The 15,517-nt window shown below is 56.0% G+C and carries 12 protein-coding genes and 2 pseudogenes; 7 read left to right on the forward strand and 7 right to left on the reverse strand.

From position 1 onward, the window contains the following. The first annotated feature begins 251 nt into the window (after window positions 1-251). The 4 genes from aldA (at window position 252) to GEM_RS28720 (ending at window position 7,145) form a co-directional block, all read left to right on the forward strand. The gene (gene aldA, locus GEM_RS28715) at window positions 252-1,688 is read left to right on the forward strand and encodes an aldehyde dehydrogenase (protein ID WP_014900950.1); all 1,437 of its coding nucleotides are present in this window, start codon (window positions 252-254) and stop codon (window positions 1,686-1,688) included. Between the two features lie 509 nt (window positions 1,689-2,197). Continuing rightward, entirely contained in the window at window positions 2,198-3,487 is a 1,290-nt protein-coding gene (locus GEM_RS30795; RefSeq protein ID WP_014900951.1) for a GDSL-type esterase/lipase family protein, read from the forward strand. 290 nt (window positions 3,488-3,777) lie between these two features. Beyond that, window positions 3,778-4,632 (forward strand): helix-turn-helix domain-containing protein, encoded by an 855-nt coding sequence (locus GEM_RS30800; protein WP_014900952.1) that lies wholly within the window; start codon window positions 3,778-3,780, stop codon window positions 4,630-4,632. A gap of 590 nt (window positions 4,633-5,222) precedes the next feature. After that, window positions 5,223-7,145 (forward strand): propionyl-CoA synthetase, encoded by a 1,923-nt coding sequence (locus GEM_RS28720; protein WP_014900953.1) that lies wholly within the window; start codon window positions 5,223-5,225, stop codon window positions 7,143-7,145. Between the two features lie 82 nt (window positions 7,146-7,227). On the opposite strand, the gene GEM_RS28725 is transcribed toward GEM_RS28720, so the two are convergent. Continuing rightward, a complete protein-coding gene (locus GEM_RS28725) occupies window positions 7,228-7,749 on the reverse strand; it encodes a gamma-glutamylcyclotransferase family protein (RefSeq protein ID WP_014900954.1) in 522 nt (173 codons plus the stop codon). Between the two features lie 619 nt (window positions 7,750-8,368). After that, window positions 8,369-8,698 carry a UvrD-helicase domain-containing protein gene (locus GEM_RS28730; RefSeq protein ID WP_272148459.1) on the reverse strand — a complete coding sequence of 110 codons (330 nt, stop codon included), beginning with the start codon at window positions 8,696-8,698 and terminating at the stop codon, window positions 8,369-8,371. 391 nt (window positions 8,699-9,089) lie between these two features. On the opposite strand from GEM_RS28730, the gene GEM_RS28735 reads away from it, so the two are divergent. After that, the gene (locus GEM_RS28735) at window positions 9,090-10,727 is read left to right on the forward strand and encodes a P-loop ATPase, Sll1717 family (RefSeq protein ID WP_014900956.1); all 1,638 of its coding nucleotides are present in this window, start codon (window positions 9,090-9,092) and stop codon (window positions 10,725-10,727) included. A 483-nt stretch (window positions 10,728-11,210) separates the two neighbouring features. Here the strand turns inward: GEM_RS28735 and GEM_RS31685 are convergent, their stop codons facing one another. Both GEM_RS31685 and GEM_RS28740 read right to left on the reverse strand, forming a co-directional pair. Next, the gene (locus tag GEM_RS31685; RefSeq protein WP_148283913.1) at window positions 11,211-11,399 is read right to left on the reverse strand and encodes a hypothetical protein; all 189 of its coding nucleotides are present in this window, start codon (window positions 11,397-11,399) and stop codon (window positions 11,211-11,213) included. Between the two features lie 435 nt (window positions 11,400-11,834). Beyond that, window positions 11,835-12,059, reverse strand: coding sequence for a helix-turn-helix domain-containing protein (locus GEM_RS28740; RefSeq protein WP_041490879.1), 225 nt, complete (start codon window positions 12,057-12,059; stop codon window positions 11,835-11,837). Between the two features lie 32 nt (window positions 12,060-12,091). On the opposite strand from GEM_RS28740, the pseudogene GEM_RS32415 reads away from it, so the two are divergent. After that, window positions 12,092-12,331, forward strand: a pseudogene (locus GEM_RS32415) (IS66 family transposase); the annotation flags it as partial. Here the strand turns inward: GEM_RS32415 and GEM_RS28745 are convergent. Then, complete coding sequence (locus GEM_RS28745) at window positions 12,324-13,802, reverse strand: sensor domain-containing diguanylate cyclase (protein ID WP_014900958.1); 1,479 nt, start codon at window positions 13,800-13,802, stop codon at window positions 12,324-12,326. The pseudogene GEM_RS32415 and the gene GEM_RS28745 sit on opposite strands and share 8 nt — an antisense overlap. Window positions 13,803-13,982: 180 nt before the next feature. On the opposite strand from GEM_RS28745, the pseudogene GEM_RS32570 reads away from it, so the two are divergent. After that, window positions 13,983-14,102, forward strand: a pseudogene (locus GEM_RS32570) (IS110 family transposase); the annotation flags it as partial. A 97-nt stretch (window positions 14,103-14,199) separates the two neighbouring features. On the opposite strand, the gene GEM_RS28750 reads toward GEM_RS32570, so the two are convergent. Then, complete coding sequence (locus GEM_RS28750; protein WP_014900959.1) at window positions 14,200-14,715, reverse strand: hypothetical protein; 516 nt, start codon at window positions 14,713-14,715, stop codon at window positions 14,200-14,202. A 151-nt stretch (window positions 14,716-14,866) separates the two neighbouring features. Beyond that, window positions 14,867-15,442 (reverse strand): hypothetical protein, encoded by a 576-nt coding sequence (locus GEM_RS28755; RefSeq protein ID WP_041490880.1) that lies wholly within the window; start codon window positions 15,440-15,442, stop codon window positions 14,867-14,869. Between the last annotated feature and the right edge of the window lie 75 nt (window positions 15,443-15,517).

The raw sequence follows: 15,517 nt of genomic DNA on the forward strand, positions 1-15,517 counted from the left end.
GCCCATGCTTCCCAGAGAAGGGTAGGTATTGAGAATGAGCGCTCGACACCGGGCTGTGACCGTCAGGTCCGTATATGGCATGGCAATTGCGGGAACTGGTCACCGGCCCGCTGATAACTGCCGCCGAGTTCTAGTGGTTTGGGGTGCGCAGATCTATCAGCGGTCCAATATTCGTAGCGTGAGATGCGCATGACCCTCGCGACTAGTGAATGCCGGTGGGCGCAATTCAATACATATCTAAGGAGCATGAGGTGACAAAGGAATATCGCAATTTCATTGATGGGGTGTTCTCCACGCGAGCTCCAGCTTCCAAGGTGGAAGTGCTGAATCCTGCGACCAATGAGACGCTCGGCTACGTGCCGGATTCCGACCGCACCGAAATCGATTTGGCGGTCGATGCGGCGCGTCGCGCACAAGTTGGCTGGGAGCGTCTTCCGGCCATCCAGCGAGCCAACTACCTTCGCCGCATTTCGAGCAAGGTGAGAGAAAGCAGAGAGCGGCTGGCGGAGTTGATCACTCGGGAACAGGGCAAAGTGCTGAGCCTTGCCCAAGTTGAGGTGGACTTCACTGCCGACTACATTGATTACATGGCTGAATGGGCTCGACGCATCGAGGGCGAGGTTCTCATGAGCGATCGCCCGAACGAAACGATCCTGCTGTTGCGCAAGCCAATTGGCGTAGTCGCCGGCATCCTTCCGTGGAATTTCCCATTCTTTCTGATCGCGCGGAAGCTGGCACCTGCGCTTGTGGCGGGCAACACGATTGTTATCAAGCCGAGCGAGGAAACGCCTCTGAACGCATTCGAGTTCGCGAAGCTGGTTGCTGAATGTGACCTACCCCCGGGTGTCTTCAATCTCGTTGGTGGTGGCCGTAACGCCGGCGCAATGCTCACAGGGCATCCAGGAGTGAATCTCGTCTCGTTCACTGGCAGCGTAAGCACTGGGGTGCATATTATGCGCGCCGCGGCTGAGAATCTGACTCGTGTCAATCTAGAGCTCGGTGGAAAGGCTCCTGCCATTGTTCTCGCGAGTGCCGATCTGGATTTGGCAGCAAATGCAATTTATCAATCTCGGATTCTGAATTCTGGGCAAGTTTGTAACTGTGCGGAGCGTGTCTACGTCGAACGGTCTATTGTTCCCGCGTTCACCGAAAAGGTCGTTGCGTTGATGAAGTCTACGACGTTCGGTGATCCCATGGCTGATCGAACAGTCACCATGGGGCCACTCGTGAGCGCCGCGCAGCTCTCCAAAGTTGCAGCCGCCGTAGAGCGGGCCCGTGAGCAGGGAGCTCAGGTGGTACTCGGGGGAAAGGTCGCCAACCGATCTGTGGGGCACCATTACGAGCCTACCGTATTGGCCGATTGCTCGCACGACATGGACATCATGCGTACCGAGACGTTTGGCCCAGTGCTGCCGATTCAGTCAATTGACTCGCTGGATGAGGCGGTCCGCTATGCAAACGACTCGGAGTACGGACTGACGTCGTCGATCTTTGCCAATGATCTGAATGAGGTCATGCACGCTTGCCGAGAATTGAAATTTGGCGAGACCTACGTCAATCGAGAGCATTTTGAAGCGATGCAGGGGTTCCACGCAGGTCGGCGAAAATCCGGCATTGGCGGTGCCGATGGGAAGCACGGTCTCTACGAGTACATGGAGACGCAGGCGATTTACATGCAGACCAAGTAAATCATTAGAGAATGTGGCGAAAGAGCATTGTTGCAGCAATGTTCTTTCGCATCGAATCACTTTCTAATTTGCAGTTTTTCAATTCAGAGCCTGTCGATCGCAACCACAGCGAGCGCGATGGTTCCTATTTTTGAACGTTGAATCGCGATCTGTGCGATGAGCACGAGGATCACTATGGTCGGGCAGGTGCCTACGGTCTGCGATCGTGTGTAGAAATTGCCTAACTGTTCATCAGCCTACGGTCGACATCACGAGCAGCGCTTGGATCGCGAACTACTGCGCTTGCTAGAGGAGGCTCCGAGCGGGCGCCGCTTGGCTATCAAAGCCATAGGAAAACGCCCGCTCAAGACCTTGCGCCAATGCCGAAGGCGTGGCGCGAGTCGGGGTTTTCCCGGCAACTTTTGTTCGATTGCAGCTTTTCTTGCGCGAAACTTACGTCGCTCGAAATTCGAGAATCAATTGATGTCAGTGCGGGCTTTAATGTGTCGACCCACATATAGGAGACACACATGTGTAAGTTTAGTTCGATTCTTGCGTTAGCCTTATCACTGTTCCTGACGGCTTGTGGCGGTGACGGCGATGTATCGAGTGCAGCTTCGCAGCCGAGCTTTGAAGTTGCCGCGTTCGTAGCTCCACAAAGTGATTTTCTCGAGCCCACAGGTTTTGCCGGCCAAACGCCGCCATTTCCGCAATTCAAAGATCAGACGATAAGGCAGATTGCACATCTCTCCACCGGCGGTACGGCGATAAAGATCAAGTTCTCGAATCAGTTTGGGGTTGAGCCGCTTACCCTTGACAGGGTTCACATCGCACGAAATCTTGGTAATGGAAATATTGATCCGTCCACGGACAAACCGCTGACGTTCTCGGGTAGAGACGCGGTCACTATTCCGGCGGGTGCAGACGTCTACAGTGACGAAATTCCCTACCAGACCGAACGTCTATCCGACATCTCGGTGAGCATGTATATGAAAAGTGCGACTATTCGCACTGGTCGGAGGTTCTCAACAACAACGACATATCTCGGATCTGGTGATCTTACATCATCGGCGACGATCCCAAATTCAGCGAAGCTGACGTCGCTGTATTACATGTCACAGGTAATTGTGAGTCGGGAGAAAAAGCTCAATGTTGTCGTTGCGTTCGGGGATTCGATTACCGAAGGTGGTGGCAGCACTGCCGATGCATACAATTCTTGGCCTGATCAATTGTCGAAGATTGCTAGCTCAGATTTTGACGTTTCTGTCGTTAATGCAGGTCTCGGGGGTAATCGATGGGTAAAGAATGCGCTTGGTCCGTGCGGCCTGTGCAGACTTGATCGAGACGTATTGTCCGTGCCTGGTGTTACTCATGTCATCATGGCGCTGGGCGTAAATGACATTGGACTTGGGTACTACTATTCAAATGCATTTAAGGATTCGAGTCAGTTGGTAACTGCAGGACAGATTATAGATGCTATTCAGGAGGCCGTTGATCGAGCTAAGGCGAAAGGGTTGAAGGTGTATCTCGGTACAATTACGCCGTTCAAAGGGACGTACTATTACACTTCGGGGCAGTCAAACGAGATTCCATATGGGTCCAGCGTGCCTTACAACGGTGAGCAAGTTCGCCAAGATGTGAATGCGTTCATAAGGGCGAACAAGACAATCGATGGAGTAATTGATTTCGATAAGACGATGCAGGACCCCACGGATCCACAGAAAGCACTTGCTATTTGGACGTTCGATGGCACTCTGCACCCGAATGATGTTGGATATGCACACATGGCAGAAGCGGTTGATGTCAATATTCTCCGCTGATGAGGGTTTTCATGCGGGATTCCGATTAAAATCGATTGGAGTGTGCGTTGGAATCTCGCGTGATACAAATATTTAAGCTCGTGCGTAGTATTTAAATTCTGAGACAACGTTATGGCATGGACGATCTTCGGACACTTATGCTGAGCGGGCGGTTGTGGCATCGTAAGACAAGTTTGAAATTTCCTTGATGGGCGGTGTATTAGTTGGGTGGAGTGCGCGGGGAGGGGATATTATATTGTAAATACTCTCCTGCGGAAACGGATTCGCTGATATTTGAGAAGAGGTATCCCATGGAAGTACCAATGACGCTTCCTGAGGGTTGGGTCCAACTGGCGCAACCATCACCGTGGCGCGGGTTGCATGTCAACCACATGGTGGCGACAAGCTATGAAAGTGAGTTTGTTACTCCTGCTGTAATTATCTCTTATATCCGACGGGCAGCGCGATGCTGCGAATATCGAGAGAAAAACGGGCGTTGGGCGGAAATGGGAATCGGCGCTGGAACAGTTTGCTGCTTGCCATTCGATTATGAAGGCAGAACCAGGTGGGAAGGTGACGCGGAAGCAATTAATTTGTATGTCGATTTTTCTTGGTTGAGAGGATGTGCCAGTGCAGATCTTCGACTGTTCGATCAACCGATTTTCGGTTTGAACGACAAAATTTCTCAGGTGCTTATCGGAGATATTTACAAAGATAACCAATTGGGAGCCCCAAGTGGTCTTTCGTATTCTGAATCGATGGTATTGGCGCTGCTGCATCGGTTGGATGCAAAATCGTCGCAGCGGCCTATTGTAAGGGTGAGTGAAGATTCTCGCATAGTAAGTCTGGTAATTGATTATATTCACGATAATTTTCAAGAATCATTATCCATAGAAAATATGGCTCGTGCGACAGGGTATGAGGGAAGTTTGTATGCATTTTTTCGACTCATCAAACGCCATACAGGAAAAACTCCTCACCAGTATATACTGGAGGTGCGACTTGAGAAGGCAAAAAACCGTCTTATCAAGGGGGGCGCTACTGTTACTGATGTGGCACTGTCCTGCGGATTTAATAACATCGGACATTTTGCGACAGCATTCAAACGTCATTGGGGAGTTAGGCCATCGGAAGTTCTCAGAAGTAGTTTAAAAAGTACACCATGATTGCGTGGGCCGATCGGAAGCGAACTGGGACTGCTTCGATCCTGAATGTATTGGATGGGCATAGGCAAAGCATGCAGCTACCAATGCGCTAACGATAAGGATTGAATGCATCGAGTGGGAGTGTTCATGCCGGTGTGTAAAGTTTGTGCCGACTGGTCGCAAGATCAATTTCTCTTGGAGTGTTCGAGCGCTGCGAACGAATTTCCGGACATGCGTCGCGCAAGTCTGCGAACCATCGCACGTTGGCATGATGGATAACCTTTACCACTTGACAAGGAAATTCGGCGCACCTACATTCGAATAAACCAACTAGTTGGTAGGGTTGTCAGTTGAGGCGACCAACGACAACAAGGAGACATGCATGGGACAGGATATGCGCAGCCCCGCAGTTGGCGCGTCGCCAGCCATAAGAACACGATACTTGCCAGTCTGGTGTGCATTGATGCACGAGCGGCCCAGTTTTAGCGGTGGTGCCAGCAAGCCGGCCTGCAACCGCTGAATACCCAATACATCCCCGATTCCATCAGCGGTATCCACCGTGATGCGGTACTGCACCGCAGTGCCACCCCCACTACTCGTGAGTTTGTGCGATGGCTACACAAAAACCTAACATATTTGACGAAATGCATACCCGTTCCCTGACGGATCCCGAAGGCTTTTGGGATGAGGCGGCGCAGGGGATCAGCTGGTACAAGCCGTGGACCAAGGTGCTAGACGATAGCAACGCGCCGTTCTACCGTTGGTTCGTGGGTGGAGAGCTCAACACCTGCTACAACGCGGTGGATCGGCATGTGGAGGATGGGTGTGGTGCTCAGGCGGCAATCATCTATGACAGCCCAGTCACTGACACTGTACAGACTATCACCTACGCCGAACTGCAAGATCTTGTGGCGCACTTTGCGGGTGCGCTGAGGGCTCAGGGTGTGGAAAAGGGCGATCGGGTACTGCTCTACATGCCCATGATCCCGCAGTCGGTGGTCGCCATGCTGGCCTGTGCCAGGCTGGGAGCCGTCCATTCGGTGGTGTTTGGCGGCTTTGCACCGAACGAACTCGCGACCCGCATCGACGACGCCACACCCAAGGTAATCGTCGCCGCGTCCTGCGGTATCGAGCCGAATCGGGTCGTGGAGTACAAGCCCATGCTTGACGCCGCCATCGACCAGGCTGAACACAAGCCGGACGGCGTCATTGTTTTCCAGCGTCCGCAGGCCATCGCGCCGATGGTCGACGGCCGCGACATTGACTGGAACACGGCGGTGGCGCAAGCATTGCCGGCGGATTGTGTACCTGTGAGGGCGACCGATCCGCTCTATATCCTCTACACGTCCGGCACCACTGGGCAGCCCAAGGGCGTGGTGCGGGACAACGGTGGCCACGCGGTGGCTTTGCGCTGGACCATGGAGTACTTCTACGACGTGCAACCCGGCGAGGTCTATTGGGCCGCGTCGGATGTGGGTTGGGTTGTGGGGCATTCCTACATTGTTTACGGGCCCTTGCTGGCCGGTTGCACCACTGTGGTCTTTGAAGGAAAGCCGGTGGGCACGCCCGATGCCGGAACCTTTTGGCGTGTGATCGCCCAGCACAAAGTCACCACACTCTTCACGGCTCCCACCGCATTCCGCGCCATCAAGCGCGAGGATCCGGACGCCAGGCATCTCGGGAAGCACGACCTGTCACATTTCCGCGCTTTGTTCTTGGCGGGTGAGCGTTCTGATCCCGACACCTTGCGCTGGGCGGAGGACAACCTCAAGGTGCCGGTGATTGACCACTGGTGGCAGACCGAAACCGGGTGGGCGGTTGCTGGAAATCCGCTGGGCGTGCACCTATTCCCGATTAAGTACGGTTCCGCGGCGCGCGCGATGCCGGGTTGGGATGTGAGGGTGCTGAATGGAAATCAGGATGACGTGCCGCGCGGCGACATCGGCGCTTTGTGTGTGAAGCTGCCGTTGCCGCCAGGCGCCTTGCCTACACTGTGGAACGCGGACGAGCGCTTCAAAAAATCCTATCTCCACGCTTACTCTGGCTACTACCAGACGGGAGACGCAGGTTTCATCGATGAGGACGGCTATGTCCACGTCATGGCACGAACCGACGACATCATCAACGTCGCCGGCCACCGCCTGTCGACTGGCGCCATGGAAGAAGTGCTGGCCAACCACAAGGACGTCGCCGAATGCGCAGTGATCGGAGTGGCCGACGGGCTGAAAGGCCAGGTACCACTGGGTTTCCTGTGCCTCAAGGTGGGCGTCATGCGCCCCCACGAAGAGATCGTGAAGGAAGTAGTCCAACTTGTGCGTGAGCAAATAGGCCCGGTCGCCGACTTCAAGCGTGCCGTGGTGGTTGACCGTCTTCCGAAGACTCGCTCGGGAAAGATCCTGCGCGGCACCATGCAGAAGATCGCTAATGGTGAGGAATACAAGACACCCGCCACTATCGACGACCCGGAAGTTTTGCCGGAGATCAGCAAGGCATTGCACAGCGGGGGGTATTCCAAGAGTGGAGTTCCTAAGTAGTCCTTTCGGTATGCTTCCCGCGTCCTCCTGGATGGGGGAAGGCGCGTCGCTCCCGTGCGTATCGTAAGGGAGCGTATCGCGATTATGAGGTCGGCGTGCCGTAGATACGGCTTTCTCGCGCGGCCCGGGCTGAGTCGGGATCTTCGACAGATTCGACTTGCTCGAGGCCAGCGATGTACTCCGCTGGGAGATGCGCCTGTCGTGCGCCGGTCAGCACGTGGCGCTTGTACCAGTGATAGGGGAGGAGTCCTGGTTGCTTGTTGGTGGCGATATAGGTGACTGCCTTGAGTACTCCGTTCTCCGTCTCAACATCAACTTCACATGGGTCATATCCAGTGCCGGCACCTTCCGCCTTGTCAAGAGCGTGGCGGTCGGTGACCTCAATGGCGTAGAGGACCCCATGCACACGATCATCTCTCGCGTCAGTCTTTTCGCAGTCGCATTTGCCGGAGCCGTCCTTGCGGCTGATTTTGTCGAACACGAGGCGATAGCCGGGCAAGAACCCGGTTGCAACCACCCGTGCCGATGGGGTTCGCGCGGCAAGGCGCTCAGCACTCATGTTCGACCCGTATGCAAAGTAAAGGAATTCGTTCTGATTGAGCATCTGTACCCCGTATGCGCGAACGCGTCACATTGACGTAAGCTCTATATTGCGAAGATTTTTAATTGGACAATCCGGTTTGTCTCACCTTCCTATGTCTCAGAGCTTCTCTGAAGGACCCATACCTTGATTTGAGATATGCACCTTGGTGAAGTTGAGCCCAGCCCCATCCTAATAGGGGCCTTCAGACCCAACTCACGGGCATCGTTGCGGTGCACCTCGGAGCCAGCGTCACTCGTCAGCCGTTCGTCTCGAGGCGCTGAGTTCGCCACCTCGCCCGGGGTCTCAAGACTATCCCACAGTCCCGGGTATCCCGTGGCCGCTGCCGTTGGTTGCCCGACCAGCCACGCGGCAACCCTGAAGCACTGGGTTGCTCTCAGCTCAGTATACGTCGCGACGTGGGCCATGATTCGACATTGATGAGCACTTTCTCAATTTCCATTGGTAGTCAGAGAGATTTGGGAGATTGCCGGATGGGACGGCGTGCTTGCCGAATCGCGACAGGAGAGAAAATGTGCGCTCTGGCGGGATAATTAATGGAAATCCGCTGCTATAGTTACCATGCGACTACGGTCGATCGACAGGATTTGTGGCTGCCCGGCAATATCCGTACGCGATGCGGTCAACTCACTTCTTCAGGCGGCAATTCCTCGGAGAACGCCGGCGCAAACACTGCATTTGTCAGCGACACCAGCGCCGGCGTCGAACGACGCGATATCGTCAGCGACTCCCCGATTTTCCCTCCCCAGCTTTCAATGGCGGACAGCACGCCAGCGATGAGCGAAGCATTGGTGCCACGAAATCCATAGATCGCTTGCTTCGGGTCACCGACCCAGACAGAGCGACGCGCGAGCCCGGCCAACTCGACGAACAGCGCCGGTTGCAACGGGCTCGTATCTTGAAATTCATCGACCATTACGAGGTCGAGTTCATCGGCCAGCGCATCGCGGATAGTGGTGAGTCATGGCCACGCTTAGGCCGGCCAGTACGCGGCGCATCGAAACATTCTTCCTAGCCTACTCGGCGCTGATTGAGCATGCGAGATGGCTCGTCGCAACCTTGCCACCGTAGTGAAATCGTAAGCGAGCAATTCGATAGACGGTTCGACCGGCATCTTCCGAGTGCCGCAGGCAACTCATACCCTCGACGTAGCATGCCTACTCGAAAGAAACCGGACGAGGTCGCCTCCGACCCATCGGGTCGCGGTTGTACATTTGAAACGCTTGTCCTGCCCGGACTGGTCCCGCAGCTCAGCTGGTTGGCGTTCATTGTCCAGTCCGAGTTTTCTTGTAATATAGTGGCAACTGCATTTAAAAATAGCACGTGCGTTCGCGAGAGCCTCAATGACCGACAGCGGAATTCCATTTCGATTCAAACGTCATGCGCGCATCGGCGAAGCAGGCGCGGAACTTGACGACGAATTTTTGTTTCAAAGTTTTGTCGATGTCGGTGATTACGATGAAATTAGAAACGTAAAAGTGCCAAAGCGCATTATCGTGGGGCGTACGGGTAGCGGGAAGACGGCCTTGCTGCGCTATCTGGCTCATTGCGAAGAGCATGTTGTTGAACTCGAGCCAAATCAACTGTCATTGAATTTTATATCTAACAATGATGTAATTCGATTCTTCGAGGATTTGGGTGTTAGGCTCGATCCATTTTATTCGCTACTGTGGAAACACATGCTGGCTGTCGAATTGATCAAGCGGAAATACACGCTCGTCACTGAAGAAAAGACCAGCAACTGGCTTATGTCAATCATGGATTCGCTGCGCAAGAAGGATCAGACGAAGGCGCGCGCGCTTACCTATCTGAAGGACTGGGGCGACAAATTCTGGATTGAAACTGAATATCGAGTCAAAGAGCTTACGACCAAGCTAGCGTCTGAGCTCAATGCTGAACTGGGTGGGAAAGGTGGCGGAGTATCGGCAACAATCGGATCCAAAGGCTCCTTGACGGAAGAGCAGAAGAAAGAAATCGTTCATCGAGGGCAAAAGGTCGTCAACGACGTTCAGCTTAAGGAACTCGCTGATGTGATTCGCTTTCTCGACGATGATGTCTTCACAGACGAACAGAAGCCGTACTATGTCACGATAGACAAGCTTGATGAAGATTGGGTCGACGACACCTTGCGCTTCAAGCTTATTCGCTCGTTGATTGAGGCGGTGAAGAGCTTTCAAAGAGTGCGAAATGTCAAGATTGTTGTCGCGCTACGTTATGACCTTCTCCGGCGCGTTTTTTCTGCGACCGCCGATGCTGGATTCCAAGAGGAGAAATATGAGCCATTGATTCTCCGCTTACGCTGGAATCGAGGGCAGATCCAAAAGCTCCTAGATCAACGGGTTTCTGCCATGGTGCGTCAACAATATACAGCGCGTCCCGTGGGGTTGAAAGAACTTTTCCCGGAGCGGGTGGGGCGGACATTTTTCTTGGACTACCTGATGCAACGGACGGCGATGCGTCCAAGAGATGCGATCTTGTTTGTTAATGCGTGTTTGGGGCTCTCAGAGCAGGCTAGTCAGGTGCGCGTTCAATCGATTTACGAGGCGGAGCGGGAGTATTCGGCCGGCCGCCTTAAAGCACTGGTCTACGAATGGAAAAATTTATTTCCGTCGTTGGAATTAGGTTTGCCGCTGGTCGAGAAAACTCCTATCGAGTTCAAGATCGGTAGCTTGGATAAAACGCTGGTCGATAGAGTAATCGAGGCATTGGCGGGAATGCAGGAGTCTGGCGATCCTGCAAGTGACGCAGCGGTGACGTATATGAATTCTGCAAGTGCCAGCAAGCATGCGGTCATGGCCGCAGTATTCAGGACATATTTCGACGTCGGTCTCGTCGGATTACGCTTCGAGGGAGGGAGTGGCACGATTTGGTCGACTGACAATGTGAATGCTCCGTCTCCTAGTCAGATCAAACCTAATACGAAAGCACAGATTCATCCGATGTTTTACCAAGCACTTCACACGGTTTTCGGGGTATCGTAGCCGGCTGGATCGACAAGGTTACCCTTGCTTGTATCACGTCGCAGGTTGGTATTGTCGTGATGATTGCTTTCGGGAATATGCCTTCTGTATTCGAGAATCCGCAGAGTGCTTCGTGGGGGCAGAGAAAGTGAACTCTCATAGTTAGAGAGCAGGCAGTAAAAATCGTTGCGAAAAGTGATACCTCCTGGTGAGCCGCCGGACACGTGGAGCGTGAGCTTTGCTATATTTTCGGCGAGCAGTTACCAAACAATTTCTACGTGATTCATGATCTTGCGTGGCTGCAAGACGCGCTGTCAGCCGTGGCGGATCCGCGCGCGCGTAAAGGGGCGCCGAGGTATTGCCGTAGATATCCGCGTGAAGATGTCGAATGGCTGACGTTGGAGGATTGGGGTTAAACGGCGAGAGAAGCCGTAGCACACATTCAGAATTCCGGAGCGATGACCGGAGAGCGCATTTCGCGCTTGCCGGTCAAGTGTGTGCGAATCACCGCACTCCATGTCTGGCAAGCAGCCGGTCGAAGAACTCGGCGACACATTGTTGAGCTTGTGGGCCGACCTTGCGCTGTTCAAGGTCGACGTCCAAAAACTCGTGCCCGCCGAAGCGGTAGACCTCGTACCCAATCAGACGCAGTCGGCGGCCCGTATAGCTGCGTAGCCAGGGCATGACGGACATAAATTCAGCCGCGCTTGAGTTGCGGGCCGCGATGGCGTACGCGTATCCGCATGCAGCGAGCTTCCGCCCACAAACGTAGTCAAACGCCCGCGATCAAGCGTCGAAAGACGGCGCGATTGTGCGCCTGACGCGCCTGCCACGGTTTTGACGGCCCACATTTGTAGGCCATGCAGCCCAGGTGCAGCTTGCGCGCCGCATATCTGTAGGCCATGAGCGGCGCGGACCTGCCAGATGGTACGCCCCTTTTAAATCAGGTCTCGAGCTTCGGGCACGTCGATGAGTTCCATTTCGGTTATGCACCCAAAAATTTGATGAGGAACCGCAATGAGCTTGAGGCCATGGCGTCCAGTTGGCTCTTCGCGGAGCACCAGACTCCCGGCGGTGCAACTGCGGAAATCGCGTGGTCGATGTCGAACGCGTGGTGCCGGAGTGCTCTCAAAGTCCTGGCGGGTCGTTGTCTTCGTCTTCGGTCTGTGAATCCAGCCACGCCCGCGCCGCAGCGTCTCTTCTCGCTCGGTACTCTTGTACGGAAGCTACGTCGATGTCGAGCTGACCAGAAGGGTTTCTGGGCAAAACCTCGGCCAGCTTCCCGTGGGCGAGCAGCGTGTTGATATGAGCGCGGCTCACGAAGAGATACTTTGCTGCTTCTTCAATGGTCATGGTGAACGCACTGCCTATATGTCATCCAATTCAGGCCGTTCGTCGTCGGTCGGGACTAGCTGTTCGCCGACACGGTCGCCGGTGCCCAGGCCAGCGCCAATTTTCATTCGCTCGTCGAGACCTGCAAACCGGACAGCATCGAGCCCTATCGCTATCTCGTCTGGCTGTACGCGAAGTTACCGCTCGCCGTAACTGCCGACGGCAACCCGGTCAACTTTTTTGGTCGTTCTAGGTGGTCCGCGACCGCGCAACAGCCAATCCCAATCAATTGACGGACTCGAAGGTGGCGACCTTGTTCCGGCCGGTTGCCTTCGCGTAGTACAACGCCTCGTCCGCTGCCTTGATTACCTCACTCGGCTCGCCATCCTGTTCGGGTGCCCAGCACGCCAGGCCAATACTGGCCGTGACGCGTCCGTATTCGCTGCCGACATGCTCGAGTGCCAGCTCATCGATGGCCGCACGAATGCGCTCGGCGATCTGCGCGGCGCCGGTTTGCGGCGTATCCGGGAGCAATACGACGAATTCCTCTCCGCCGTAGCGGGCCGCGGTATCGGCCGGGCGGCGGATGTTCCCTCCGATGCAGCGCGCGACGGCCGCTAGCGCATCATCGCCGGCCTGATGCCCGTAGGTATCGTTGTAAGCCTTGAAGCGATCGACGTCGACGAACAGCAGCGAGAAAACCGAATGTGCTCGGCGTGCTCGGCGCCACTCGCGGTCCAGCACTTCCCCGAAGCTGCGTCGATTGTTCAGGCCGGTGAGCCCGTCCGTGCGCGCCAGCAACACGAGCTCGGACTCGGCGCGCATGCGACGTCGCAGTTGCATGCTGAGCATAACGGAGACCGCGATAAAGGCGACGCCGAACGTGGCCACGAGCGCGCCAATCGTCACGGCGCGGTGCCGCCAGCCGGCGTAAATGTCTTGTTCCGCCTCCGCGACCATGATGATGAGCGGTAGCTTCGGTAGATGTTTGAAGTAGTAGAGACGGCGCACTCCGTCGATCGACGCCGTCTCCGAAAAGGAACCCTCCGGCGCGGTCTGGAATCGCCGGAAGGTCGCGGCTTTGCTGATGTTGCGCCCAATGGTGTGCACGTCGTACGGGTGGCGCATCACCATGATGCCGTCATTGCCGATCAGCGACATCGAGCCGTGCTGCCCGAGCGACAGGCCGGCAAACAGCTGGCGGAAATATTCGAGGTTGATCGCAATGAGTGCGATGCCGCCAAACGAGCCGTCGGGGTTCGAGACCCGCCGCGACAGCACCATGCTGAGCGATCCGCCACGCAACCGCGACGCGAAAGGGTCGCTGACGTAAAGCCCTACGTTTGGATTGTCGCGATGGACGGTGAAGTACTTCCGATCCGAAAAATTGCCTTGGCGCGGCACGTCGTTGGCGGAATCCAGGATGATGTTGCCGCCCGCGTCGAGCACCAGCATTGAACCAAGAAATTGGGCCGTCATCGCGTGGTCGAACAGCACGGCGCGCCGTAAACTCGCGGAAGAATTCATCACGTCCGTGCGCTGCAGGCCGTGGATCACCGCCTGCAGCGACAGGTCGTAGAGTTCGAAGTTGCGCTCGATGTCGCGCTCGGCAATCAGACCAAGATTGCGGGACGTTTCGCGGGCGCGCTCGAGCGCATCACCGCGGCTCTGTAACAACTGCAGTACGCACAGGCCCATCAGCGCGCAGGCGATCACAACGCCAATGACGACGACAGTGTAGGGGGCAGCCGACCTGGGTTGCATTGTGGTCCTCGGATCTAATTGGGCGCACGTGCCGGGCGCGTTTCCCGCATAGTAAAAAGCGAATGGGGGCACATCAAGCCCGCGATGACCCGGGGGGACCGCCCTTCGGGGCGTCCCATCAAGGCATTATTTACTGCGCATCCGGCGCTGGCCAAACGGGCGCGAGCGCTATGGACCGGCCGGCAGCTCGTGGAACGAGGCTTCGGATGCATGGTCTGCGCGCCCGCACTGATTCCTCAAAGGCCCGGCGATCGCGTCAAGACGGACCGGCGCGATGCGGTGAAGCTCGCGCGTGCGTTGTTGCGCCGGCGACCTGTCGGCGGTGCCGGTACGCTCGCATTAGTGGAGACCCACGGCCGCCCGCTAATGTCTCGCCACCATTCCGTCACACGTCCGGTCAGCTTACGGCGGACTGTATCAAATACTCGGCTTCTTTCTGCACGACCGGCCATCCCTCGCGCAGCATCCGCACGGCTTCGTCGACCACTTCATAGCTCAGTTCGCAGTTTTCGATATCCGTGACGCCCATGTGCGCGAGGTCGGAGGGCGATGCCTCTCCATTGGAAATTCTGAGAAACAGGGTATCCGCCATGGCGCCGGTATCATCCGTCTCGCCGCTCAGGATGTCCTCGGCCAACAGGCCTGCCATGCCGACGAGCACCATCCAATTCTCAGGTAGCTCGGCAGCGGGAAACCCATGGCTCAACGCCGTTCTGCGCATCTCCTCGGGGCAGGTGCGGGGACGGAACTGGCCAAGCCACGCGCGTTCCTCAGGATTACCACTCTCGTTTTTCCATATGACTGCGTCGCCAGCGCCGCCGAAGCGCTCGTAAAGCATCTTGTGGCCCGCTTCGTGGTATGCGGTGTTTCGGAGCTCTCTGGCAGCGATTTGTTCTTCCGTGAATTGAATCATATCGGTGGGTGTGTTTGGTCCAGATATGTCAGGTATGTGCGAAGCGGTGGGCGCAATTCCAATCGAGGTCAGAGGCGGCGCGCAATCCAATCGGCGTGACGATCGCTTTCTCGCGCCCAGCAAACTGTCCCACTGACGAGCCGGACGACGCTCACACCGCATGCTCCTTCACCACTGCGTCGCGATACACTCGAGCGATGAGCGACCCCGTCCTCTCGATGTGTCGCCCGGCTGCCGCTTCCTCGATGCAATGCAGCGCATCGAGCGCGCCGTCGCCGCAGACATCGCCGTCTCGCCGCGCGAAATTGAGTTCCTCCATCATTCCATTCCTGGCCAGTTGCGCGGAAAGCCACTCGAACGCGGTGGCTCCGTCGGTCGGTCGCATGTGGACCGGCAACGTCCTCAGCAATTCGGCATTTGCTTCGTCGAACGCGTTGACGCGCACGTATTCCTCGACGTCCGCGAGCAGCCTTGTGGCGCCTCCTGAGGCATGACCGGCGCTATTGACGGCGGCGCGCCAATCGCGAACGCACAGCGTGAGCGCCCGGACGAGGAATGCCATGTTGAAGTCCCGCCAGAAGCGCGGGTGAGGCTGGTAGACGTACTCAAGTGCGAGCGAAACGGTCGCGGCCGTCAAGCCTGAGGCGCAGAACCGGCAGTCGTTCATGAAAGAAACCAGTGCGTCGACGGTTCCAGCGTGAGCTTCTCGAGTTGCTTTGGATTGCATGAGATACGTGCATGAGTGGGGACTTTACTCGTATAGCTGCAGGCCCGGGGCATGACGGTGCAGATGTTCGTTTGC

The organism is Burkholderia cepacia GG4 (genome assembly GCF_000292915.1).
In the GTDB taxonomy this organism is placed as follows: domain Bacteria; phylum Pseudomonadota; class Gammaproteobacteria; order Burkholderiales; family Burkholderiaceae; genus Burkholderia; species Burkholderia cepacia_D.